Origin of the sequence: Thauera sp. SWB20 (genome assembly GCF_000831325.1) — a bacterium.
GTDB lineage: Bacteria > Pseudomonadota > Gammaproteobacteria > Burkholderiales > Rhodocyclaceae > Thauera > Thauera aminoaromatica.
This window is the reverse complement of the sequence record NZ_JTDM01000021.1, coordinates 865334-884961: the sequence shown is the minus strand read 5'-3', so window position 1 is coordinate 884961 and position 19628 is coordinate 865334. Positions and strand designations below refer to the sequence as shown.

Annotated in this window: 20 protein-coding genes and 2 tRNA genes; 16 read left to right on the top strand and 6 right to left on the bottom strand. The window is 67.4% G+C overall.

The window, feature by feature from the left end:
• Positions 1 to 8: 8 nt before the first annotated feature.
• Both PO78_RS21400 and PO78_RS21395 read left to right on the top strand, forming a co-directional pair.
• On the top strand, positions 9 to 287 hold the full coding sequence (locus PO78_RS21400) for a VF530 family DNA-binding protein (protein ID WP_004298167.1): 279 nt from the start codon (positions 9 to 11) through the stop codon (positions 285 to 287).
• On the top strand, positions 284 to 1141 hold the full coding sequence (locus PO78_RS21395) for a PA4780 family RIO1-like protein kinase (protein ID WP_004298165.1): 858 nt from the start codon (positions 284 to 286) through the stop codon (positions 1139 to 1141). The genes PO78_RS21400 and PO78_RS21395 overlap by 4 nt, the downstream gene beginning before the upstream one ends.
• A gap of 235 nt (positions 1142 to 1376) precedes the next feature.
• Here PO78_RS21395 and PO78_RS21390 read toward each other — a convergent pair whose 3' ends face one another.
• Positions 1377 to 2282, bottom strand: a complete 906-nt coding sequence (locus tag PO78_RS21390; RefSeq protein WP_004298163.1) for a pirin family protein — start codon at positions 2280 to 2282, stop codon at positions 1377 to 1379.
• A gap of 214 nt (positions 2283 to 2496) precedes the next feature.
• Between PO78_RS21390 and PO78_RS21385 the strand changes: the two genes are divergently transcribed.
• From PO78_RS21385 to PO78_RS21375, 3 genes are all read left to right on the top strand, one after another.
• On the top strand, positions 2497 to 2832 hold the full coding sequence (locus tag PO78_RS21385) for a hypothetical protein (RefSeq protein ID WP_040828243.1): 336 nt from the start codon (positions 2497 to 2499) through the stop codon (positions 2830 to 2832).
• A 244-nt stretch (positions 2833 to 3076) separates the two neighbouring features.
• The gene (locus PO78_RS21380) at positions 3077 to 3991 is read left to right on the top strand and encodes a mechanosensitive ion channel family protein (RefSeq protein WP_004298158.1); all 915 of its coding nucleotides are present in this window, start codon (positions 3077 to 3079) and stop codon (positions 3989 to 3991) included.
• A 71-nt stretch (positions 3992 to 4062) separates the two neighbouring features.
• On the top strand, positions 4063 to 4983 hold the full coding sequence (locus PO78_RS21375; RefSeq protein WP_231570781.1) for a PEP-CTERM sorting domain-containing protein: 921 nt from the start codon (positions 4063 to 4065) through the stop codon (positions 4981 to 4983).
• A 78-nt stretch (positions 4984 to 5061) separates the two neighbouring features.
• Here PO78_RS21375 and PO78_RS21370 read toward each other — a convergent pair whose 3' ends face one another.
• Positions 5062 to 6939 (bottom strand): GGDEF domain-containing protein, encoded by a 1878-nt coding sequence (locus tag PO78_RS21370; protein WP_004298155.1) that lies wholly within the window; start codon positions 6937 to 6939, stop codon positions 5062 to 5064.
• Positions 6940 to 7110: 171 nt separating this feature from the next.
• Here PO78_RS21370 and PO78_RS21365 point away from each other — a divergent pair, with 171 nt between their 5' ends.
• Both PO78_RS21365 and PO78_RS21360 read left to right on the top strand, forming a co-directional pair.
• Entirely contained in the window at positions 7111 to 8739 is a 1629-nt protein-coding gene (locus tag PO78_RS21365) for a tetrathionate reductase family octaheme c-type cytochrome (RefSeq protein ID WP_082047934.1), read from the top strand.
• 2 nt (positions 8740 to 8741) lie between these two features.
• The gene (locus tag PO78_RS21360) at positions 8742 to 9398 is read left to right on the top strand and encodes a cytochrome b/b6 domain-containing protein (protein ID WP_004298151.1); all 657 of its coding nucleotides are present in this window, start codon (positions 8742 to 8744) and stop codon (positions 9396 to 9398) included.
• Between the two features lie 54 nt (positions 9399 to 9452).
• Here the strand turns inward: PO78_RS21360 and PO78_RS21355 are convergent, their stop codons facing one another.
• Complete coding sequence (locus PO78_RS21355) at positions 9453 to 9785, bottom strand: hypothetical protein (protein WP_043746731.1); 333 nt, start codon at positions 9783 to 9785, stop codon at positions 9453 to 9455.
• 234 nt (positions 9786 to 10019) lie between these two features.
• Between PO78_RS21355 and PO78_RS21350 the strand changes: the two genes are divergently transcribed.
• Positions 10020 to 10478 carry a ProQ/FINO family protein gene (locus PO78_RS21350; protein ID WP_004298148.1) on the top strand — a complete coding sequence of 153 codons (459 nt, stop codon included), beginning with the start codon at positions 10020 to 10022 and terminating at the stop codon, positions 10476 to 10478.
• A gap of 12 nt (positions 10479 to 10490) precedes the next feature.
• Here the strand turns inward: PO78_RS21350 and PO78_RS23280 are convergent, their stop codons facing one another.
• Positions 10491 to 10655 carry a hypothetical protein gene (locus PO78_RS23280; protein WP_004298146.1) on the bottom strand — a complete coding sequence of 55 codons (165 nt, stop codon included), beginning with the start codon at positions 10653 to 10655 and terminating at the stop codon, positions 10491 to 10493.
• 145 nt (positions 10656 to 10800) lie between these two features.
• On the opposite strand from PO78_RS23280, the gene PO78_RS21345 reads away from it, so the two are divergent.
• Together PO78_RS21345 and PO78_RS21340 are read left to right on the top strand one after the other, a co-directional pair.
• A tRNA-Thr gene (locus PO78_RS21345) sits at positions 10801 to 10876 on the top strand.
• Positions 10877 to 10953: 77 nt separating this feature from the next.
• Positions 10954 to 11030 (top strand) — tRNA-Met (locus PO78_RS21340).
• Positions 11031 to 11424: 394 nt separating this feature from the next.
• On the opposite strand, the gene PO78_RS21335 is transcribed toward PO78_RS21340, so the two are convergent.
• Positions 11425 to 12357 (bottom strand): helix-turn-helix transcriptional regulator, encoded by a 933-nt coding sequence (locus tag PO78_RS21335; RefSeq protein ID WP_043746726.1) that lies wholly within the window; start codon positions 12355 to 12357, stop codon positions 11425 to 11427.
• Positions 12358 to 12731: 374 nt separating this feature from the next.
• Here PO78_RS21335 and PO78_RS21330 point away from each other — a divergent pair, with 374 nt between their 5' ends.
• The 6 genes from PO78_RS21330 (at position 12732) to PO78_RS21305 (ending at position 18974) form a co-directional block, all read left to right on the top strand.
• On the top strand, positions 12732 to 14318 hold the full coding sequence (locus PO78_RS21330; protein WP_004266041.1) for a benzoate-CoA ligase family protein: 1587 nt from the start codon (positions 12732 to 12734) through the stop codon (positions 14316 to 14318).
• Between the two features lie 61 nt (positions 14319 to 14379).
• On the top strand, positions 14380 to 15567 hold the full coding sequence (locus PO78_RS21325) for an ABC transporter substrate-binding protein (protein WP_004266037.1): 1188 nt from the start codon (positions 14380 to 14382) through the stop codon (positions 15565 to 15567).
• 113 nt (positions 15568 to 15680) lie between these two features.
• Positions 15681 to 16547 carry a branched-chain amino acid ABC transporter permease gene (locus tag PO78_RS21320; RefSeq protein ID WP_004266034.1) on the top strand — a complete coding sequence of 289 codons (867 nt, stop codon included), beginning with the start codon at positions 15681 to 15683 and terminating at the stop codon, positions 16545 to 16547.
• 4 nt (positions 16548 to 16551) lie between these two features.
• Complete coding sequence (locus PO78_RS21315) at positions 16552 to 17520, top strand: branched-chain amino acid ABC transporter permease (RefSeq protein WP_004266032.1); 969 nt, start codon at positions 16552 to 16554, stop codon at positions 17518 to 17520.
• On the top strand, positions 17513 to 18268 hold the full coding sequence (locus PO78_RS21310) for an ABC transporter ATP-binding protein (protein WP_012585823.1): 756 nt from the start codon (positions 17513 to 17515) through the stop codon (positions 18266 to 18268). The genes PO78_RS21315 and PO78_RS21310 overlap by 8 nt, the downstream gene beginning before the upstream one ends.
• Complete coding sequence (locus PO78_RS21305) at positions 18261 to 18974, top strand: ABC transporter ATP-binding protein (protein ID WP_043746721.1); 714 nt, start codon at positions 18261 to 18263, stop codon at positions 18972 to 18974. The genes PO78_RS21310 and PO78_RS21305 overlap by 8 nt, the downstream gene beginning before the upstream one ends.
• 90 nt (positions 18975 to 19064) lie before the next feature.
• On the opposite strand, the gene PO78_RS21300 is transcribed toward PO78_RS21305, so the two are convergent.
• Positions 19065 to 19460, bottom strand: a complete 396-nt coding sequence (locus tag PO78_RS21300) for a RidA family protein (protein ID WP_012585822.1) — start codon at positions 19458 to 19460, stop codon at positions 19065 to 19067.
• Positions 19461 to 19628: the final 168 nt, after the last annotated feature.

Genomic DNA, 19628 nt, shown 5'->3' with positions numbered 1-19628 from the left:
AAGACCCGATGACCGCAGCACAACCCAAGAATCCGCTCCATGGCCTGACGCTCGAACGGATCGTGACCGACCTGGTCGCCTGCTTCGGCTGGGCGGGCCTGGGGCGGCGGATCGACATCCGCTGCTTCAACCACGAACCGAGCATCGCCTCGAGCCTCAAGTTCCTGCGTCGCACGCCGTGGGCGCGCGAGCAGGTGGAGGCGCTGTATCTCGATACCCTGCGTGCGGCCGCCCGGCCGGGCGCGGCAACGGACCCCGACACCCCGCGGAGCACCCCGAACACGTGAAGACCCCGAGCAGAATTGAACCGCTGGTGGCCGACGGCCTCGTCGACCACGTCCTGCGCCAGCTCATGAGCGGCAAGGAGGCCATGGTCTATGTCGTGCAGTGCGGCGACGAGCTGCGCTGCGCCAAGGTGTACAAGGAGGCCAACAAGCGCGGCTTCCACAAGGCGGCCGACTACACCGAGGGGCGCAAGGTCAAGAACAGCCGTCAGGCGCGCGCGATGGCCAAGGGCTCGCGCTACGGCCGCCAGGAGCAGGAGGCGGCGTGGCAGCACGCCGAGGTCGACGCGCTGCGGCGGCTCGCCGCGGCCGGGGTGCGCGTGCCCGTGCCCTACGACTTCCACGAGGGCGTGCTGCTGATGGAGCTGGTGGCCGACGAGGACGGCGAGCCGGCGCCGCGGCTCAACGATGTGGTGCTCGACGAGGCGGATGCGCGGCGCTTCCATGCCGAGCTGGTGCGCCAGGTCGTGCGCATGCTGTGCGCCGGCATCGTCCATGGGGATCTGTCGGAATACAACGTGCTGGTCGATCGCGACGGGCCGGTGATCATCGACCTGCCGCAGGCGGTGGATGCGGCGGCCAACAACAACGCCCGCGCCATGCTCGAGCGCGATGTCGGCAACCTCGCCGCCTACTTCGGGCAGTTCGCCCCCGACCTGCTCGACACCGCGTATGGCAAGGAGATCTGGGCCTTGTACGAGTCGGGCAAGCTGCAGCCCGAGAGCGCGCTCACCGGGGTCTTCGAGGTGGAGGCCGGGCACGCCGATGTCGATGAGGTGATGCAGGTGATCGAGGCGGCGCGTCGTGAGGAGGCCGCGCGCCAGGCGGGCCGGGCAGAGGCCGCCGGCCAGCGCTGAGCGGCGAGGCGGACTCCGATGCGCGCTTGCCCGGGCGTCTCGCCCGACGGGGTCGAGTGCGATCGGCCGATCCGATGTTCCATTGGTCGGTCCGGATCGTCGGTGACGTGCGTCGCAGACTCGACAGCATTCGTACGCGCGCGGACCGCGCGCAGGCTGCCCGGCTCGAGGGCTGGCTGGGGGCGGTGCTTGCCGACCGCTCGGACCGGAGTCCGGGTTTCGACCTCGACTGCGCTCAGGTGTGGGGGAGGCGCGTGTCGCCCGGCCCCCGCCATGGCAGAGGCGGCGCCACGAGGCGTCGCGCCCGGCCGTCACCGACCGCGCCGAAGCGCTCGTCGCCGCGCTCCCACGCGGCCTGCGCCTGCGCGATGTCGGCTCTGCTGAAGCCGACGAAGTTCCACCACATCTGCACCGGTTCGTCGAACGGCTCGCCACCCAGGAACAGCACCCGCGCGCCTGCGGGCAGGGCCAGGTGCAGCTCGCCGCGTCCTTTGCCGAGGTAGGCGAGCTCGTCTGTACGGATCGTCTCGCCGTCGATCTTCAGATCGCCCACGAGCGCCATCAGCCCGTACTCGAAACTGGGGTCGAGCGCGAGCGTGAGCGCGCTCGCCTCGTCGCAGGCGATGTCGATGCCGACCAGCGCGGAGTGGATGCGCGCCGGCGCGGTCCGTTGGCCGTAGCGGCCGGCGAGCAGGGTGAGTTCGGCGCCGCCTTCGCGCCATTGCGGCAGCGTGGGGTAGTGGTCGAAGGCCGGGGCGCAATCCTGGTGCTCCGGCGGCAGGGCGATCCACAGTTGCGCGGCGTGCAGCCGCACGCCGTCGTGCAGCGAATCCTCGGTATGGGTGATGCCGTGGCCTGCGGTCATCAGGTTGACCTGTCCCGGGCGGATGAGCTGCTCGTTGCCCAGGCTGTCGCGGTGCAGCACCTCGCCCTCGATCAGCCAGGTGAAGGTCTGCAGGCCGATATGCGGATGCGCGCCGACGTGCAGGCCCTTGCCGGGCTCGAAGTGCACCGGCCCGGCGTGGTCGAGGAAGCACCACGCCCCAACCATGCGCTGCTGGCGATTGGGGAGGGTGCGGCGGACGCGCATGCCGTCGCCGAGGTCGGCGCTGCGGGGCTGGATGCGGACGAGCGGGTTCATGGTCGGTGTCCTCGTGGGGCTGCTGCCTTGGGCGTCGTGGGGATTCCCCGTGGAGAGATTCTTGCGGCGCGTCGACCGCGGTGGGCTGTTCGGGTGCCGAGTCCCGGCGGGGTTCTTCAGTACAATGACCAGAGGCTCGACAGATCGATGTGTCGAGGCGCCGCTCGCTGGAAAAGTGGACAGCGCGTGACGAGATCGACGAATGAGGATTTCCATGAATTGGATCATGGCAGTGTCGATCGGTTTCTGTGTCCTCCTTTCGAGTGGCACGGCCATGGCCGCGGGCGCCGGACAGGAAGGGGGGATGGCGAGCGTGCAGGCGCCCGCGCAGCAGCAGGAGAAGAAGGAAGGCGCGAAGACGGCAGTGACGGAGGCGGACCCCGGCAATCGAGCTTCGTTGCTGTATATCGTGCTGATCGGTGGGGTGATGGTCGTGGCCATGAAGATGGCGATCGCTTACGGCAAGAAGAAGCTGGACGAGGAGCGCGAGGCCGCCCGAGAGAAAGCTGCGCGTGAGGAGCGACAGAACAAGTCGCAAGCGCAGGGGTGAGGCAGGCGGGGCCCTGCGTTTGAAAACGCGGAATCGATCCCCATATAGAAACGATTGGCCATCCTGGCCACCCACCCCCAGGAACTTCCGGAGACCATGTGATGGGCTGCTGCGGCCGCGCGAGATTCGCCTTGTGCATCGACCAGGCACATGCCTGGCCCCGGCCTCGATAGCGCCTTGCCGGCGCGGATCGGCAGGCCGGGGTCGGTGGAGTGTCTTTTCCTCTCGTCTCGAAGGTCCTGCCATGGTTCGCGCGCTGTACTCCCGCGCCGGCTCGCATGCCGGCGTCGGTCTCCTCCTCCTGGTGTTGTTCTTCCTGTATGCCGAGCGGGCGTTCGGGTTGCTGCCGGCCGATCATGCCGTGCAGGCCTGGCTCGATCCGGTGCGCAATGCGGCGCTCGCGCTCGCCCTGTTCACCGGCGCGCATCTGCTGCACGCGCTCGCGTCGGCGCGGCTGTCGCAGCGGCGCAAGGGGCGCAAGCCGGTGCCCAAGGTGCTGCTGGACCTGCTGCGGGTGTTCCTGTTCGCGCTGGCGGCGCTGGGCGGGCTGTCGCTGCTGTTCCGCCAGGACCTGTCGGGGATCCTGACCGGCTCGGGCCTGGTGCTGGCGGTGCTGGGCTTCGCGATCCGCAACGTGGTGGCCGACACGCTGTCGGGGATCGCGCTCGGGATCGAGGCGCCGTTCCGCATCGGCGACTGGGTGCGCATCGAAAACCTGGCCCAGGGGCGGGTGCAGGAGATCGGCTGGCGCACGACGCGGCTGGTGACCGGGGACAGCACCTACGTGATCCTGCCCAACAGCCAGATCTCGCGGCAGCGGATCACCAATTTCAGCGCGCCGAAGAAGGAATATCGCGACCATGCCGAGCTCACCCTGCCGGTCGCGCTGCCGGTGGCCGAGGCGCGGGAGCTGATGCGCGCGGCGCTGACGCATGCGGCGAGCATCGCCGAGGACAAGCCGCCCGAGGTGCAGCTGGTGTCCTATGGCCCTGGGGGCATCACCTATCGGGTGAAGTACTGGGTGCCGCAGCACGACCGCGAGCCGGTCTGCCGCGACGAGGTGCTCGGGCTCGTCGATGCGGCGCTGCGTGCGCGCGGGGTCGTGCTGGCGCAGCCGCTGGCGGTGTCCGCGTGCCAACATGCGGAAGCCGCGTCCTAGGAACAGGCTTGCCTGCGCGGCTCGTCGGGGCGGGGTGTGGCGCTGTCGGTCTTTTTTACACTCGGAGACGGGTGTCGACGGAAGTCGTCGATAAATCAGCGGCTTACGGTTTGGTTCGGTTCTTGCTTGAGTCTTTTCGGGGAGTGTTGGATACCGGGGAGGAGCGAATCATGAGGCAGGCTTGCGCATCGATCCTTGCAACTGCGGCGCTGGTCACGGCGCTCGGTTCCGGCACGGCAGAGGCGGCCGTGCTCGATGTCACGGTTCGCGGCAGCGACGCGATCTTCCTGGCGGGGAGAACGGACATCACGATTCCGCTGGCGTCTGCGCCTTGGAGCTCTCCCACCGGCATGCAACGCCACGGGGGGGCGACGCCCGAGGAGATCCAGGAGACCTTCCCGCCATACCTCGGCGTGGCTGCGGGCGACGTCATCCGCCTCGCGGATCCCTCGATCGGCGGCATCAGCTACTTCAACGGGGTCGGTGCGCCGTTCTATGGCCCCGAGGGCAACAACGCCGATTGCGCGGGGTCGAGCTGCAGCGATCTCTCGTCCTTCGGCGGCATCAGTGGCTACTTCGGTCCCGAGGGGGCACTCGTCGGCGTCTTCCTGGACAACAGCATCCCCAGCGCTGGCGCACCCGCGCGCCTCGACTTCAGCACGACCGGCCTGGGCCGCAACTTCACGACACTGAGCCCCGGGCTCGGGCAGATCTTCTATATCGGCAACGGCGTGACCACGTCCTCGATTTTCCAGGAGTTCATCGCGCCGAGCGGCGCCACGAGGCTGTTCCTGGGGATCCCGGACGGCTTCGGCTTCGATGGCGTGCCCGGTGCCTACGACGACAACGATGGCGCCTACCGCGTCCGCATCGGCGTCAACGAGGTGCCCACCGTGCCGGAGCCGGGCGTGCTCGCGCTCCTCGGGCTGGGCCTCGTCGGCCTTGCCGCCGCGCGCCTGCGCACTCCTCAAGGGAGCAAGGTGCCGGGCTGAGCACGCCGCCGCGCCGGCTTCGCCACGGGCTCGGCGCCCTTGGCGAAGCCGGCGGGTTTCGTGTGCTCCGGAGCGCTTTCAGTCGTGTAGCGGCGCGACCATCACGCGGTTGCGGCCGGCCTGCTTGGCTTGATACATCGCGCCGTCGGCGCGCTTCAGCGCGCTCTCCAGGCTTTCGCCCTCGGCCAGGCGGGTGACGCCGGCGCTGAAGGTGATCACGATCTTCTGCATTTCGGCCATGAAGAATTCGCGGGTGAGCTCGCGCTGCAGGCGCACGAGCGCCTGTTGGGCGTCGGTGTCGCCGGTCTCGGGCAGCAGGATGACGAACTCCTCGCCACCATAGCGGGCGAGCACGTCCTGGGGGCGCAGGTGCTGGCGCACGACCTTGGCGAGGTGTACCAGGGCGTCGTCGCCACCTTTGTGGCCGAGGCTGTCGTTGAGCTTCTTGAAGTGGTCGATGTCGAGCAGCGCGACGGCGAGCCGCGTGCCGCGACGCTGGGCGCGCGCGGATTCGGTCTGGAACATCTCGTCGAGGCCACGGCGGTTGAGCGCGCCGGTGAGCTGGTCGTGGCGCATCAGGCGGCTGGCTTCCTCGAGCTCGTTCTGCAGCGTGACGACGCGCTCCTGCGCCGCCGTGGCCTCGCCGCGGGCGACGATGAGCTCGTCGCGCGAGCGGCGTGCCTCGTCCTGGATGCTGCGAGTCTCGGTCATGACCTCGTCGAGCAGGGGGCCGATCTCGGTGATGTCGTTGGCCTGGGCGATACGCTGGGCGCACTGGCCGATGCGGTCGTGGTAGGCGCCGGTCGATTCGGAGAAGCGCGCGAGCTGGTCGACGAAGCCGGCGAGCATGTCGCGTAGGTGGCGCTGGGACTGGGCCAGGGTGTGCTTGAGCTGGCCCTGCTTGTGGATGAGTTCCTTGAGGCGGCGGCCGGCGTCGTCGATCTTGCGCGGGTCGGGACGGCTGTCGACGATCTCGCGCAGCATCTCGATCTGGCCGGCGAGCCAGCGATCGTCGAGCACCAGTTCGTCGATGTTGCGAAGCAGCATGCGCAGCAGCTCGAGCATGCCGGCGCGGATTTCGGCCTCGTCGGCGGCGGCCAGCTCGAGCTCGTGTGCGAAGGCGCGCAGGCGCGTGCCGACCTCGCGCAAGCCAGCGGCCTCGCTGCGACTGGCAGCTTCGGCGCAGAGCGTGGCGGCGGTCTCGCGCAGCGGCGGTTGTTCCTCCAGCAGCGGCGGCAGGGCCTCGCCCAGGCTGATGGTGACGAGCTCGCGCAGGGCGTCGATGGTGGCGGAGTCGACGCCTGGAGTGGAGGCAGGGGGGGGCGCGGCAGCGGCGGTGCGCGCGGGCGTGGCGGGCCTTGCGGTGCTTGCGTCGGCACGGGGCGAAGCGCTGGCGTCGGGTTCGTCTGCCGCGTCGGGCACCTCGACGGCGAGCGCATCGGCATCGGTCATGGCCTGCGTCCAGCTCTTGAGCAGGCCCTGCAGGCGGGTGTACAGCGCCGCCGGGTCGGCTGCGCCCAGCACGCGGTCGAGGGCCTCGCGCTTGCGCGCCGGGGTCCAGCCGGTCTGACGCGCCTCCCACTGGCGCAGCAGGTTGCCGATGAGCTCGTTCCAGGCCTGCGGTTCGCCCAGCTTGAGGCTGTCGAGGTAGCGCTCGAGTGCGGCCTCGGCGGCCTTGTCGCGACCGTCGGCGAGCGCTTGGTCGAGCTGGTGGCCGTGGCGCTGGCGCTCGGCGCTGTCGCGCGGCAGGCGGCGGGCGAGTTTGCGCACGAAGGCTTCGGGCAGGGCGTCGTCGTCGGGCCGGGTGCCGGCGATCTCGTGATAGAGCTTGCGGTAGTTGTCCGGCGTGGGGGCAATCCGGCGCAGCGCGAGCTGGCGCAGGGTTTCGCGGGCGATCTCGGAGGGATTGCTGGGCGTGGACATGTTGAGCGGTGGAAATTCCTGGGTCTGGCGCATGTTTCCGGCATTCTGACAGGACTTCCCGTGCTTTCGGTGAGGAAGTTCCGAGGGCGGGCACGGAGGGAGTCGAGCCCCGGTGATCTGCCGATCCGTAGATATTAATCAAATGCTTATATTTCTGGCTGGCCTAGACTGGAAAAGCAGGTCGTCTCGGCGGAGGAACGGAAAATGGGCAGGCGGACATTCGACTGGCGGCGCTGGATCGGCGGGGCCTTGATCCTCGCGACGAGCATCATGGCGGGTGCGGCAAGCACGCCCGCAGGGGGGGATCTTCCGGTGGCTGCGGCCGGCGGCAAGGCGGCGAGCACGGCGGACCACAGCAGGTTCAAGGAACTGCAGGGCCCGTTCGAGAGCGGGCCGGAGGTCACCAAGGCCTGTCTCGCCTGTCACAACGAGGCCGGGCACCAGGTGATGAAGAGCGTGCACTGGACCTGGGAGGCGATCAGCCCGACCACCGGCAAGAAGCTGGGCAAACAGCACGCGGCCAACAACTTCTGCGGCTCCATCCTTTCCAACGAGCCGCGCTGCACGAGCTGCCACGCCGGCTACGGGTGGACGGACAAGAACTACGATTTCACCAACCAGAACAACGTGGATTGCCTGGCCTGCCACGACACGACGACGACCTACAAGAAGATCGCCACCGATGCCGGCCATCCGCTCTACGCGCCGCGCGAGCTGCCCAAGGGCAGCGGCAGGATCGTGCAGCCGCCCGACCTGGCCAGGATCGCGCAGGCGGTGGGCAAGCCGGGGCGGCACAACTGCGGCGCGTGCCACTTCAACGGCGGTGGCGGCGACGCGGTCAAGCATGGCGACCTCGACTCCTCGCTGGTCAAGCCGCCGAAACACGTCGATGTGCACATGTCGCCCGATGGCGAGAACATGAGCTGTGCGGACTGCCACACCTTCAACGCCCACCAGCCCTCCGGCAGCCGCTACGCGGCTACCGCCAAGGACACCAAGGGCCTGGACATGAAGCATGAGGACCACAAGCGCGCGACCTGCGAGTCCTGCCACGACCTTCGCCCGCACAAGAACGAGCGCCTCGACAACCACGCCAGGCGAGTGGCTTGCCAGACTTGCCACATCCCCGAGTTCGCGCGCGGCGGCATCGCCACCAAGGTGCTGTGGGACTGGTCGACCGGCGGCAAGCGCGGTCCGGACGGCAAGCCGCTGTTCATCCAGGACGACCACGGCCACCTGATCTACTCGGCGGAAAAGGGCGACTTCAAGTACGGCGAGAACGTGCGCCCGACCTACAAGTGGTACAACGGCGTGGTCCATCAGATCGCGCTCACCGACAAGATCGACGACAGCAAGATCCTCGAGCTGAACCGCGTCGAAGGCTCGGCGAGCGACCCGAACGCGCGCATCTGGCCCTTCAAGGTGATGGTCGGCAAGCAGCCCTACGACCCGGTGAACAAGACTCTGGTGGTGAACCACGTATACGGCCAGGACGACACCGCGTTCTGGGGAAACTTCGACTACGCCAAGTCGATCAAGGCCGGCATGGACTACGCCGGCCTGCCCTACAGCGGCCAGTTCGGCTTCATCGAGACGCGCATGAACTGGTTCATCACCCACATGGTGGCGCCCAAGGAAGACGCGCTCAAGTGCAGGGACTGCCACACCCGCTCGGAAGACGGCCGCCTCGCCGGGATCACCGACCTCTACCTGCCCGGTCGCGACCGCAACGGCTGGGTCGATCTCCTCGGTGGGCTGGCGATCATCGGCGCGATCGGCGCCGGCTCGATCCACGGCATCGCCCGCATCCTCACCCGTCGCAAGGGGCACTGAAAATGAGCGCGAACCGCATCTACATCTACAAGCGCTATGAACGCTTCTGGCACTGGTCGCAGGCGCTGCTGATCATCGTCATGATGATCACCGGCTTCGAGATCCACGGCAGCTATACTCTTTTGGGCTTCAGGAAGGCCGTGGATGCGCACACGATCGCGGCATGGACGCTGCTGGTGATCTGGGCCTTCACGATCTTCTGGCAATTCACCACGGGCGAGTGGCGGCAGTACGTCCCGTCGATGAAGAACGTGTCGGCGATGGTCCTCTACTACACGGTGGGGATCTTCAAGGAGATGCCGCATCCCTTCCGCAAGACGACGGTGCAGAAGCACAACCCGCTGCAGCGCCTGGCCTATCTCGCGCTGCTTGCGTTCATCTCGCCGCTGATCTGGGGCTCGGGCCTGCTTTACCTGTTCTATGGCAACTGGGCGCAGCTCGGCATCGACGAGATGTTCTCGCTCGAGGGCGTGGCGCTCGTGCATACCGCAGGTGCGTTCATGATCACCGCGTTCTTCTTCATCCACGTGTATCTGACGACCACGGGGCACACGATCTTCGCGCACATCAAGGCGATGATCACCGGCTGGGAAGAGGTCGATGACGACCACCCGCCCGCCGCGGCCGAGCAAGGCGGGCGCACACCCGGCGCGGCTTGAGTGCTTGCGCCGTATCGCGGCACCACCAAGGGACGCAGACGCCTCGCGGCGGATTCAGCGCGGGGCGTCTTCGTCCGGGAGTTCGTAGCGGTCGGCGATGTAGGCCGGGCCCTTCATCACGAACACGATGAAGGCACCGATCGCAACGGTGAACACCACCGTCCAATGCAGGATCACTGCCGCCAGCACCCAGATGTCGACCATCTGCAGCGCGCGCACCGCCTCGATGCTCTCGTCGCCCCACCAGTGCAGCCGGGCGAGCAGAGACACGGCCACGCAGGCCGCGGTGCCGACGAGCGCGACCATGGGCAGGCGCGCCAGCACCTTGCGTTCGAATCCTGCCGGTTCGGTGCGCGAGCCGGGCAGGCGGCGCCAGCGCTTTTCCATGATGTTTCCCCGAGGTGTGTGGTGCGGCAGCAAGCCGGTTCCGTTCGATCCGATGCCTGGGTGCCAGACCGATGCGATCCGTGGCAAAAATCACCACGTCCGGCAGAAGCCCGGCGGACCGGGGGTAGAATGCCGGAACAGCACTCGACTCGCACAGTTCGCGGCACCGCTCCGGACGCGAGGTTTCCGGACTGCTGTTCAGACACCGATCCGCGTACCAGAGTTCTCCCCGAAATGACCCTTCAGCAAGCCGAAACCGCCGCCCCCGCGCCCCTCAGCACCAACGCGCAGGACCAGGCCAAGCAGCCGCGCATCGAACCGCGTGCCATCCTCAAACGCCTGCAGGCCGAATCGCCGGCATTTCGCGACAGCAAGCCGTTGGCGCTGAAGATCGACACGAGCATCCTGGCCCGCTTTCCCGATTTCGACCGCAAGAACCTGCGCATCGCCCTGCGCATGTACACCGCCTCGACCAAGTACCTCAAGGCGGTCGAGCGTGGCGGCGAGCGCTTCGACCTCGACGGCAACGCCTCCGGAGAGGTTACCGAAGAGCAACGCCAGCACGCGGCCACCACGCTGAAGGAACGCTTCGCCGCGGTGGCCAAGCAGCAGCGCGAGAAGCGCGAGGCCGAGGAGGCCGAACGCCGCCGCACCGAGAAGCTCCAGCAACTGGTGAGCAAGTTCGGCCGCTGAACCCGGGCGGGCCTACGCTCGGCGCAGATCGCGCCGTACCGAGTCGGCCCGCGCCATCCAGATCCCTGCCCCGGCCGCGACCGCCACCACGAGCGCCCCGCCAGGATGGCCGGTTCCGATCATCAGGCCGGCGAGCAGGCCGAGTGCGAGCAGCACCCTGGAAGTGATGGTTTGCATGGTGGTCTCCTGAGCTTTTCGACTGTGCGAAAACTGTATATATAAACAGTTGTCCGTGCAAGTTCGCGTGCATGCAGGGGCTGCCCGTGCGTTTCCTCCGACGCGATGGCTGAGTGGCGTCTTGCGCTATAATCCGCACCGCCTTGCCGGCATAGCTCAGTTGGTAGAGCAGCTGATTTGTAATCAGAAGGTCGTGGGTTCGATTCCTATTGCCGGCACCAGAATTCCTCCGGTGCTTGTGCGGCGCAAAAAGTTCTTGCCTTCTCGTAGTTCACCGTTTATAGTTCTGTTTCTCCGACGCGGGGTGGAGCAGTCTGGCAGCTCGTCGGGCTCATAACCCGAAGGTCGCAGGTTCAAATCCTGCCCCCGCAACCAAAAAAGTCATTAAAGCCAATCACTTAGCGGTGATTGGCTTTTTTGCGTCTGGAGTGTCGTGCCCACGCCGATCGGGTCTTAGCGTCCTGAGCGCCGACATTCATGGCTCTTTGTGTCACGTGCCGCCATGTTTTCCTGTCAAGTCAGGGTGTTGCCCGCGTGGAGCTTTTCACTCCCCAGTTCTCCGATCGAGCAGGTCGGTTCGCAGGCAGCTGGCGGCGACGGGCGAGGCCTGGGCACGGCGTGCGGATCGGCACTCGTTGCCGATCGCGTGGCTGGCGCGCCGGGGTTGAGAGTCCGAGGAGAGTGCGGGTGGTGCGGATGCCCTCGACAGGCTTGCGACCGGCGGGCTTGACGTCTTGCCGATCAAGCCGATCACGCGCGACGCCTTCGCTCAGCGGCCGCGGTCCTCCACGGCGGCGCGCAGCGCGCGGAAGCTCTCGTCCTCGCCCTGGCCCGAGGTATCGACCACATGGTCGGCGCGCAGGTACTGCGGTTCACGCGCGGCGAGGATGCGGCGCAGGTCTTCCATCGCTTCCGCGCTACCGGCCATCGGACGCAGGTCGCCCTGCGCGCTGACGCGCTGCATGTGCTCCTCGGGCGAGGTGCGGAGCCAGATCGTCAGACAGCGCGACAGCAGCAGGTCGTAGGTCTCGGTCTGCGAGACGATTCCGCCGCCCGTGGCGAGCACCGTGCGTTCACCGCTGTCGAGTGCGCGCCGCAGGCAACGCTGTTCGATGCGGCGATATCCCGACTGGCCGTAGAGGGCGAAGATCTCGCCCATGGGCATGCCGGTCTCGCGTTCGATCTCGGCATCGAGCTCGACGAAACGGAAGCCGAGTTCGGCCGCCAGCCTGCGGCCCAGTGTGGTCTTGCCGGCGCCGCGCAGGCCGATGAGGGCGATCCGGTTGCGCCGCGCGGCCTCTTCCTGGCCGTAGTCGCGCATCAACCGGAAGACCACGTCCTCCAGCCGGTGGCGCGGCAGTTGTTCGAGGATGCGCCGCACCAGGCGCTGCTCGACCGACTCCTCGGCGCCCAGGTTCAACATCTCCGGCAGCGACAGCCCCAATGCGCTGGCGATATGGCGTAGCAGCACGATCGAGACGTTGCCCTCGCCGGCCTCAAGATGGGCGAGATGCCGCTCCGACACCCCCGCGTCGCGAGCCAGCTGCTTGCGAGTCAGGCCACGCCGGTCGCGCGTCTCGCGCACGCGCCGGCCGAGCGCGAGCAGGAACTCCCCGTCGCTGCGCGGATCGGGTCGCACCGCCGGGTGCGCGACCGATACAGGCGCGTCGGAGGCTGCGAGGGTCGGATTCTGGTCGCTCATTACGGAGCGGAGGTCGGAGATTCGTGTTTATGGTGCCGCTGGCGATGCGCTGTCAACGGCGTGACATCGGAGGCTCCCGGCCGGTGTGCGGGGAGTGCATTCAAGCATAGCGGCAAGTGCAGTATATTGCACCTTAGACTTTATCTAAATAATTGAATTTCCTTGTTTTTGGTGCGATGCAGGGTTGACAGCATCCGGATTGGGGGTATTCTTTTGCATGTCTCGCCGAAAGATGCACTTTAGTGCACTTTTTTGGATGGCTTGTGCGGTACCCCAGCCAGTCCGCTCGGCGATCGTGCCAAGGTTCTCTCGCGTCGTACCGTTCCGTGTGCATGCCGGTCGGTACGGTCCGGGATCAGGATGGAGACAGGACGATGCACACCCTCAGCACCGCAGATCACGGCTGCACGCCGCCCCGGATCGTGATTCCGGATCCCTACAACGCCGCCGACGACCTGCTCGGGCGCAACCTCGTCGCCGGGCGCGGCAGCAAGGTCGCCTACATCGACGATGCCGGCAGCTACACCTACGACCAGCTCGCGGCGCGTGCCAGCCGCTGTGGCAATGCGTTGCTCGGCACCCTCGGGCTGGCACGCGGCGACCGCGTCCTGATGTGCGTGCTCGACTGCATCGATTTCCCCGCGATGTTCCTCGGCGCGATCAAGGCCGGGGTGGTGCCGATCGCAGTCAATACGCTGCTCACCGAACGCGACTACGAGTACATGCTCTCCGACAGCGGTGCGCGTGTGGCGGTGGTATCGCAGGCGCTGTTGGCCAATTTCGCCGCGCTGCCCGGGCGCGTGCCGACGCTCGAGCGCCTGGTCGTCGCCGGTGGTGACGACGACGACGGTCTCGAGGCGCTGCTCGCCGCGCAGTCCGAGCAGCTCGATGCCGCGCCGACGCGTGCGACCGACCCCTGTTTCTGGCTCTACTCCTCCGGTTCCACCGGTGCGCCGAAGGGCACGGTGCACATTCACTCCAACCTCATCCATACCGCCGAGCTGTACGGACAGGAGGTCCTGGGCATCCGCGAACAGGACGTGGTGTTCTCGGCCGCGAAGCTCTTCTTCGCCTACGGCCTCGGCAACGGCCTCACCTTTCCGCTTTCGGTGGGCGCCACCGCCATCCTGATGGCCGAGCGGCCCACGCCGGATGCGGTGTTCAAGCGCCTGCGCGAGCACCAGCCCGACATCTTCTACGGCGTGCCCACGCTCTACGCCGGCATGCTCGCGCACACCGGCTGCCCGACCGCGGGCGAGATGAAGCGGCTGCGCGCCTGCACCTCTGCGGGCGAGGCGCTGCCCGAGGGCGTGGGGCGGCGCTGGAAGGAGCGCATCGGGGTCGACATCCTCGACGGCATCGGCTCCACCGAGATGCTGCACATCTTCCTGTCCAACCGCGCCGGCGACGTGCAGTACGGCACCAGCGGCACGCCGGTGCCGGGCTACCGCGTGCGCCTGATCGACGAGGGCGGCGACGAGATCACCGCGGCCGAGGAGCCGGGCGAACTGCAGATCTCCGGGCCGAGCTCGGCGGTGCAGTACTGGAACCAGCCGGAGAAGAGCCGTGCCACCTTCCTCGAGGGCTGGACGCGCAGCGGCGACAAGTATTACCGCAACCGCGACGGCTACTACGTCTACTCCGGGCGCAGCGACGACATGCTCAAGGTGAGCGGCATCTACGTGTCGCCGATCGAGGTCGAGTCGGCGCTGATCGCCCACGAGGCGGTGCTCGAGGCGGCGGTGGTCGGCATCGAGGACGAGGAACGCCTGATCAAGCCCAAGGCTTTCGTCGTGCTCAAGCCCGGCTACGGACCCGGCGAGGCGATGCGGCAGGAGCTGCAGGCGCACGTCAAGGGCATGCTCGCGCCCTACAAGTATCCGCGCTGGATCGAATTCGTCGAGGATCTGCCCAAGACCGCCACCGGCAAGATCCAGCGTTTCAAGCTGCGCGGCATCTAGTGCTTTGGCGGCGCTCGGGGGCGCCGCCCGTGTTCACACCATCAAAAGAGAGGAGACGGACATGGTCGGAAAGGACAGGAAGCTGCGCCTCGCAGTGAGCGCGCTCGGGCTCGGCCTGGGCATGTTGCTGGCGCAGGGCGCGGCGGAGGCGGCGGACAAGGTCAAGGTGGGGCTGATGCTGCCCTACACGGGCACCTACGCCTCGCTGGGCAACGCGATCACCAACGGCTTCAAGCAGTACGTGGCGGAGCAGGGCGGCAAGCTCGGCGGTCGCGAGGTCGAGTATTTCGTCGTCGATGACGAGTCCGATCCGGCCAAGGCGACCGAGAACGCCAACAAGCTGGTCAAACGCGACAACGTCGACGTGCTGGTCGGCACCGTGCATTCGGGCGTGGCGCTGGCGATGGCCAAGGTCGCGCGTGACTCCAAGACCCTGATGATCATCCCGAACGCGGGCGCGGACGAGCTTACCGGTCCGCTGTGCGCGCCGAATGTGTTCCGCACCTCGTTCTCGGCCTGGCAGCCGGCGAATGCGATGGGCAAGGTGGTCGCCGAACGCGGCCACAAGAACGTGGTCACCCTGGCCTGGAAGTACTCCTTCGGCGAACAGTCGGTCGCCGGCTTCAAGGAGTCCTTCGAGCAGGCCGGCGGCAAGGTGGTCAAGGAGCTCTACCTGCCCTTCCCGAACGTGGAGTTCCAGCCCTTCCTGACCGAGATCGCCAACCTCAGGCCGGATGCGGTGTTCGTATTCTTCTCCGGCGCCGGGGCGGCGAAGTTCGTCAAGGACTACGAGGCGGCAGGCCTGAAGGCGGGCCTCCCGCTCTACGCCCCGGGCTTCCTCACCGACGGCACGCTGGAGGCCATGGGCGGCGCCGGCGAGGGCGTGCTGACCACGCTGCACTACGCCGACGGCCTCGACAACGCCAGGGAGAAGTCCTTCCGCAGCGGGTATGTCGCGGCCTACAAGGCGCAACCCGACGTCTTCGCGGTGCAGGGCTACGACAGCGCGCAGCTGCTCGCCGCGGGGCTCTCGGGCGCGCCGGCCGGAGCCTTCGACAAGGAGGCGGTCATGAAGGCGATGAGCGCCGCCACCATCGACAGTCCGCGCGGTAGCTTCACCCTGTCCAAGGCCAACAACCCGGTGCAGGACATCTACCTGCGCAAGGTCGAGGGCGGGCAGAACAAGGTGATCGGCGTCGCCGCACCCAAGCTCGCCGACCCGGCGCGCGGCTGCAAGCTCATGAACTGATTCCGTCGCGGAGGCGGTGGCGGGCCCTCCGCCTCCGCGTCGCAGCCCGCTTCCACCCGTCTGTCCATCGCATCCCGGCGTGTTCCGCATGTCTGGGAGGGAAGGGTTCAATCATGGATTTCACCTCGTTCCTGATCCAGATCCTGAACGCGCTCCAGTACGGCCTGCTGCTTTTCCTGGTGGCGAGCGGGCTGACCCTGGTGTTCGGCATCATGGGCATCATCAACCTGGCGCATGGCAGCTTCTACATGATCGGCGCCTACCTGGCCTTCGCGCTCACCAGCCTGACCGGCAACCTGATGCTCGCGATCGTGCTCGGCATCCCGCTCGCCTTCGGCTTCGGCGCGCTGCTCGAGAAGCTGCTCTTCGTGCATCTGTACAAGCGTGACCACCTGCAGCAGGTGCTGCTGACCTACGGGCTCATCCTGATCTTCGAGGAGCTGCGCAGCCTCACGGTCGGCGACGACGTCCACGGCGTGGCCATCCCCGACCTGTTCTCGGCTTCGATCGCGCTCTCCGACAACCTCTCCTATCCGGTGTACCGGCTGGTGATCTCGGTGGTGTGCATCGCGCTCGCTGTCGGCTTGTGGTGGCTGATGCAGCGCACCCGACTGGGGATGATGATCCGCGCCGGCTCGTTCAACCGCGAGATGGTGCAGTCGCTCGGGGTGAACATCGACCTGCTTTACCGCACCGTGTTCGCGCTCGGCGTGGCGCTGGCCGCGCTGGCCGGCATGCTCGCGGCGCCGATCTCCTCGGTGTACCCGGGCATGGGCGGCAATGTGCTGATCATCTCCTTCGTGGTCGTGGTGATCGGCGGCATCGGCTCGGTGTGGGGCGCGCTGGTGGCTGCGCTGCTGGTGGGGTTCGCGGACACGTTCGGCACGATCCTGCTCCCCGAGCTCGCCGGACTGGCGGTCTATCTGCTGATGGCGGTCGTGCTGCTGTGGCGCCCCGAAGGCATCTTCAGGAAGGGGTGAGGCGATGAACCCGCGAGTCGTGCTGTCTTTCAAGCTCGCCGTGCTGGCAGGGCTGGTGCTGTTTCCGGCGATCGGATCCAGCTTCTATGTCGAGTTGGTGGCGAAAATCCTCGTGATGTCGATCTTCGCGATGAGCCTGGCGCTGCTGGTCGGCTTCACCGGCCTGGTGAGCCTCGGCCATGCCGCATATTTCGGCATCGCCGCCTACACGGTCGCGCTGATCGCGCCCGAATACGAGGCGGCCAACCTGTGGTTCGTGCTCGCGGCCTCGGTGCTGGCGGCGGGCGCCGCGGCGTTCTTCATCGGGCTGTTCGTGCTGCGCACCAAGGGCATCTATTTCATCATGGTGACGCTGGCCTTCGCGCAGATGGCCTACTACATCTTCCACGACACCGCACTCGGGCGCAGCTCGGACGGCATCTATCTCAACGTCAAGCCGGATGCCAGCCTCTTCGGCTGGATGCCGTTCAACCTCGACGAGCCGCTGCACCTGTACTACTTCATCCTCGCCGCGATGGTCGCGGTGTTCGTGCTGCTGGCCTTCGTGCTGCGCTCGCCCTTCGGTCGCGTGCTCGCCGGCATCCACAGCAACGAGCACCGCATGAAGTCGCTCGGCTACGCCACGCAGCGCTACAAGCTTGCAGCCTTCACCCTGGCCGGTGCGCTGGCCGGGGTGGCGGGCTTCCTGTACGCGGTGCTGTTCGGCTTCGTGACCCCCGATTACCTGTCGTGGCATCAGTCGGGCAACGTGTTGCTGATGGTCATCCTCGGCGGCCTCGGCAGCCTGGCGGGGGCGGTCGCGGGCGCGTTCGCCTTCATCGGCCTGCAGGAGATGTTCTCGGACTGGACCAAGCACTGGCAACTGCTGATGGGCCTGGTGATCGTCGCCGCGGTGCTGTTCATGCCGAGCGGACTGGCCGGACTGCCGCGACGCATCTTCCGCACGGTCAATTGGGGAGAAGACGATGAGTGAGGCGATGCTGGTGGCGGACCGCCTGACACGCCATTTCGGCGGGCTGACCGCCAACCTCGAGGTGTGCATCACGCTCGAGCGCGGCAAGCTGCATGCGCTGCTCGGCCCCAACGGTGCGGGCAAGTCGACCTGCATCAACATGCTCTCGGGCGACCTGCCGCCTTCCGCGGGGCGCATCCTGCTCGAAGGGCAGGACGTGACCGGGCTGGATTCGGCGGCACGCTCGCACCGCGGCATCGGCCGCAGCTACCAGCGCACCAACATCTTTCCGCAATTCACCGTGCTGGAGAACTGCCGGCTCGCCGCGCAGTCGCGCAGGCCGCGGCCGTGGCGGATCTTCACCGACGCGATGAAGACGCGCGACACCGTCGAGCGCGCGCAGGCGGCGATCGTCGAGGCGGGCCTGGGCGGGCGCGAGCTGCGCAAGGCCGGCCTGCTCTCGCACGGCGAGCAACGCCAGCTCGAGATCGCGATGGTGCTGGCCACCGACGCGCGCGTGCTGCTGCTCGACGAGCCGCTCGCCGGCATGGGCTCGGAGGAGTCGGCGCAGATGGTCGAGCTGTTGCGCAAACTCAAGCAGAACCGCGCGATCCTGCTCGTGGAGCACGACATGGATGCGGTGTTCGCGGTGGCCGACACGATCACCGTGATGGTCGAGGGCTCGGTGCTCGAATCCGGACCGCCCGAGCAGATCCGTAACAGCGAGGACGTCCAGGCGGCCTATCTCGGGGAGGATGAACATGGCTGAGATGCTGCTCGAAGCGCGCGACCTCCACACCTACTACGGCTCGAGCCACATCCTGCACGGGGTGAGCTTCTCGATCCGCAAGGGTGAGGCGCTCGGCCTGATGGGGCGCAACGGCATGGGCAAGACCACGCTGATCCGCAGCATGCTCGGCCTGGTGCGGCCGCGCCACGGCACGGTGCGCGTGAACGGCGACGACATGACGCGCGCCAAACCGCACCGCATCGCGCTCGCCGGGGTGGCCTACGTACCCGAGGGGCGCGGCATCTTTCCCAACCTGAGCGTGCGCGAGAATCTCGTCATGGCGGCGCGCGCGGGCGTGGACGGGCGGCGCGAATGGACCTTCGAGCGCGTCATGGAGACCTTCCCGCGCCTGGGCGAGCGTATCGACAACGGCGGCGGCCAGCTCTCGGGCGGCGAGCAGCAGATGCTCACGATCGGACGCGCGCTGATGACCAACCCCGACCTGCTGATCCTCGACGAGGCCACCGAGGGCCTCGCGCCGCTGATGGTCAAGGAGATCTGGAAGGTCATCCGCACCATCCGCGACACCGGCATCGCCACGGTGGTGGTGGACAAGAACCACTCGGCGGTGACTGCGCTGACCAACCGCTCGGTGATCCTGGTCAAGGGCGAGGTGGTGTTCGACGGTCCGAGCGAACAGGTGCGCCAGGACCCGGCCTTGATCCGCAAGCACCTCGGGGTGTGATGCTTCGATACGCGGGCGCGGCCCGGCAGGCCCCGTCCGCGCGTTGTGCGCCGCCCGCGGCGGCGCTGCGCCCGTCCCGGTCCGTCCTCCTCAATCGTCCGGCAGCACCGCCGTGACCTCGATCTCCACCTTCGCGCCGGCCTCGACGAAGCCAGCCACCTGCACGGCGCTCATCGCCGGGTAGTGGTGGCCGATCAGGTCGCGATAGACCGTGCCGATCTCCTCGAGGCGGGCGTTGTACTCGGCGGCGCTGCCCAGGAACCAGGTCATGCGCACGATGTCGGTCGAACGCGCGCCGCCGGCGTCCAGGATGGCGAGCACGTTGCGCAGCGCCTGGCGGATCTGCTCGACGAGGTCCTCGCTGCGGAAGACCTCGTCCGCGTCCCAGCCCACCTGGCCGGCGACGAACAGCATCCGTCCGCTCGCGGCCACTCCATTGGCGTAGCCCTTCGGCCGTTTCCAGCCCGCGGGTTGAAGAATCTGCATGTCTGTCTCCTCGAGTGCGTTTCTGGCGCTGCGCGTACGCGCTTGATGCGCGACCGGGCAGCATGTCAAATAGTGCAGTTCGCGGACGTATTCTGCAATAAAATGCAGAACTTGGGCGGCTGACGATGCGATGGTGTCCGCTTTGGCGGCGTGCCGAGCCATAGCGCA

Coding starts and splice junctions, on each gene's coding strand:
- PO78_RS21390 (WP_004298163.1), bottom strand. CDS start 2,282: ATGAACCCGCTCGTCCGCATCCAGCCCCGCAGCGCCGACCTCGGCGAC.
- PO78_RS21380 (WP_004298158.1), top strand. CDS start 3,077: ATGGTTCGCGCGCTGTACTCCCGCGCCGGCTCGCATGCCGGCGTCGGT.
- PO78_RS21350 (WP_004298148.1), top strand. CDS start 10,020: ATGACCCTTCAGCAAGCCGAAACCGCCGCCCCCGCGCCCCTCAGCACC.
- PO78_RS21300 (WP_012585822.1), bottom strand. CDS start 19,460: ATGCAGATTCTTCAACCCGCGGGCTGGAAACGGCCGAAGGGCTACGCC.
- PO78_RS21320 (WP_004266034.1), top strand. CDS start 15,681: ATGGATTTCACCTCGTTCCTGATCCAGATCCTGAACGCGCTCCAGTAC.
- PO78_RS21335 (WP_043746726.1), bottom strand. CDS start 12,357: ATGAGCGACCAGAATCCGACCCTCGCAGCCTCCGACGCGCCTGTATCG.
- PO78_RS21330 (WP_004266041.1), top strand. CDS start 12,732: ATGCACACCCTCAGCACCGCAGATCACGGCTGCACGCCGCCCCGGATC.
- PO78_RS21325 (WP_004266037.1), top strand. CDS start 14,380: ATGGTCGGAAAGGACAGGAAGCTGCGCCTCGCAGTGAGCGCGCTCGGG.
- PO78_RS21315 (WP_004266032.1), top strand. CDS start 16,552: ATGAACCCGCGAGTCGTGCTGTCTTTCAAGCTCGCCGTGCTGGCAGGG.
- PO78_RS21310 (WP_012585823.1), top strand. CDS start 17,513: ATGAGTGAGGCGATGCTGGTGGCGGACCGCCTGACACGCCATTTCGGC.
- PO78_RS21355 (WP_043746731.1), bottom strand. CDS start 9,785: ATGGAAAAGCGCTGGCGCCGCCTGCCCGGCTCGCGCACCGAACCGGCA.
- PO78_RS21400 (WP_004298167.1), top strand. CDS start 9: ATGACCGCAGCACAACCCAAGAATCCGCTCCATGGCCTGACGCTCGAA.
- PO78_RS21360 (WP_004298151.1), top strand. CDS start 8,742: ATGAGCGCGAACCGCATCTACATCTACAAGCGCTATGAACGCTTCTGG.
- PO78_RS21365 (WP_082047934.1), top strand. CDS start 7,111: ATGGGCAGGCGGACATTCGACTGGCGGCGCTGGATCGGCGGGGCCTTG.
- PO78_RS23280 (WP_004298146.1), bottom strand. CDS start 10,655: ATGCAAACCATCACTTCCAGGGTGCTGCTCGCACTCGGCCTGCTCGCC.
- PO78_RS21370 (WP_004298155.1), bottom strand. CDS start 6,939: ATGCGCCAGACCCAGGAATTTCCACCGCTCAACATGTCCACGCCCAGC.
- PO78_RS21305 (WP_043746721.1), top strand. CDS start 18,261: ATGGCTGAGATGCTGCTCGAAGCGCGCGACCTCCACACCTACTACGGC.
- PO78_RS21385 (WP_040828243.1), top strand. CDS start 2,497: ATGAATTGGATCATGGCAGTGTCGATCGGTTTCTGTGTCCTCCTTTCG.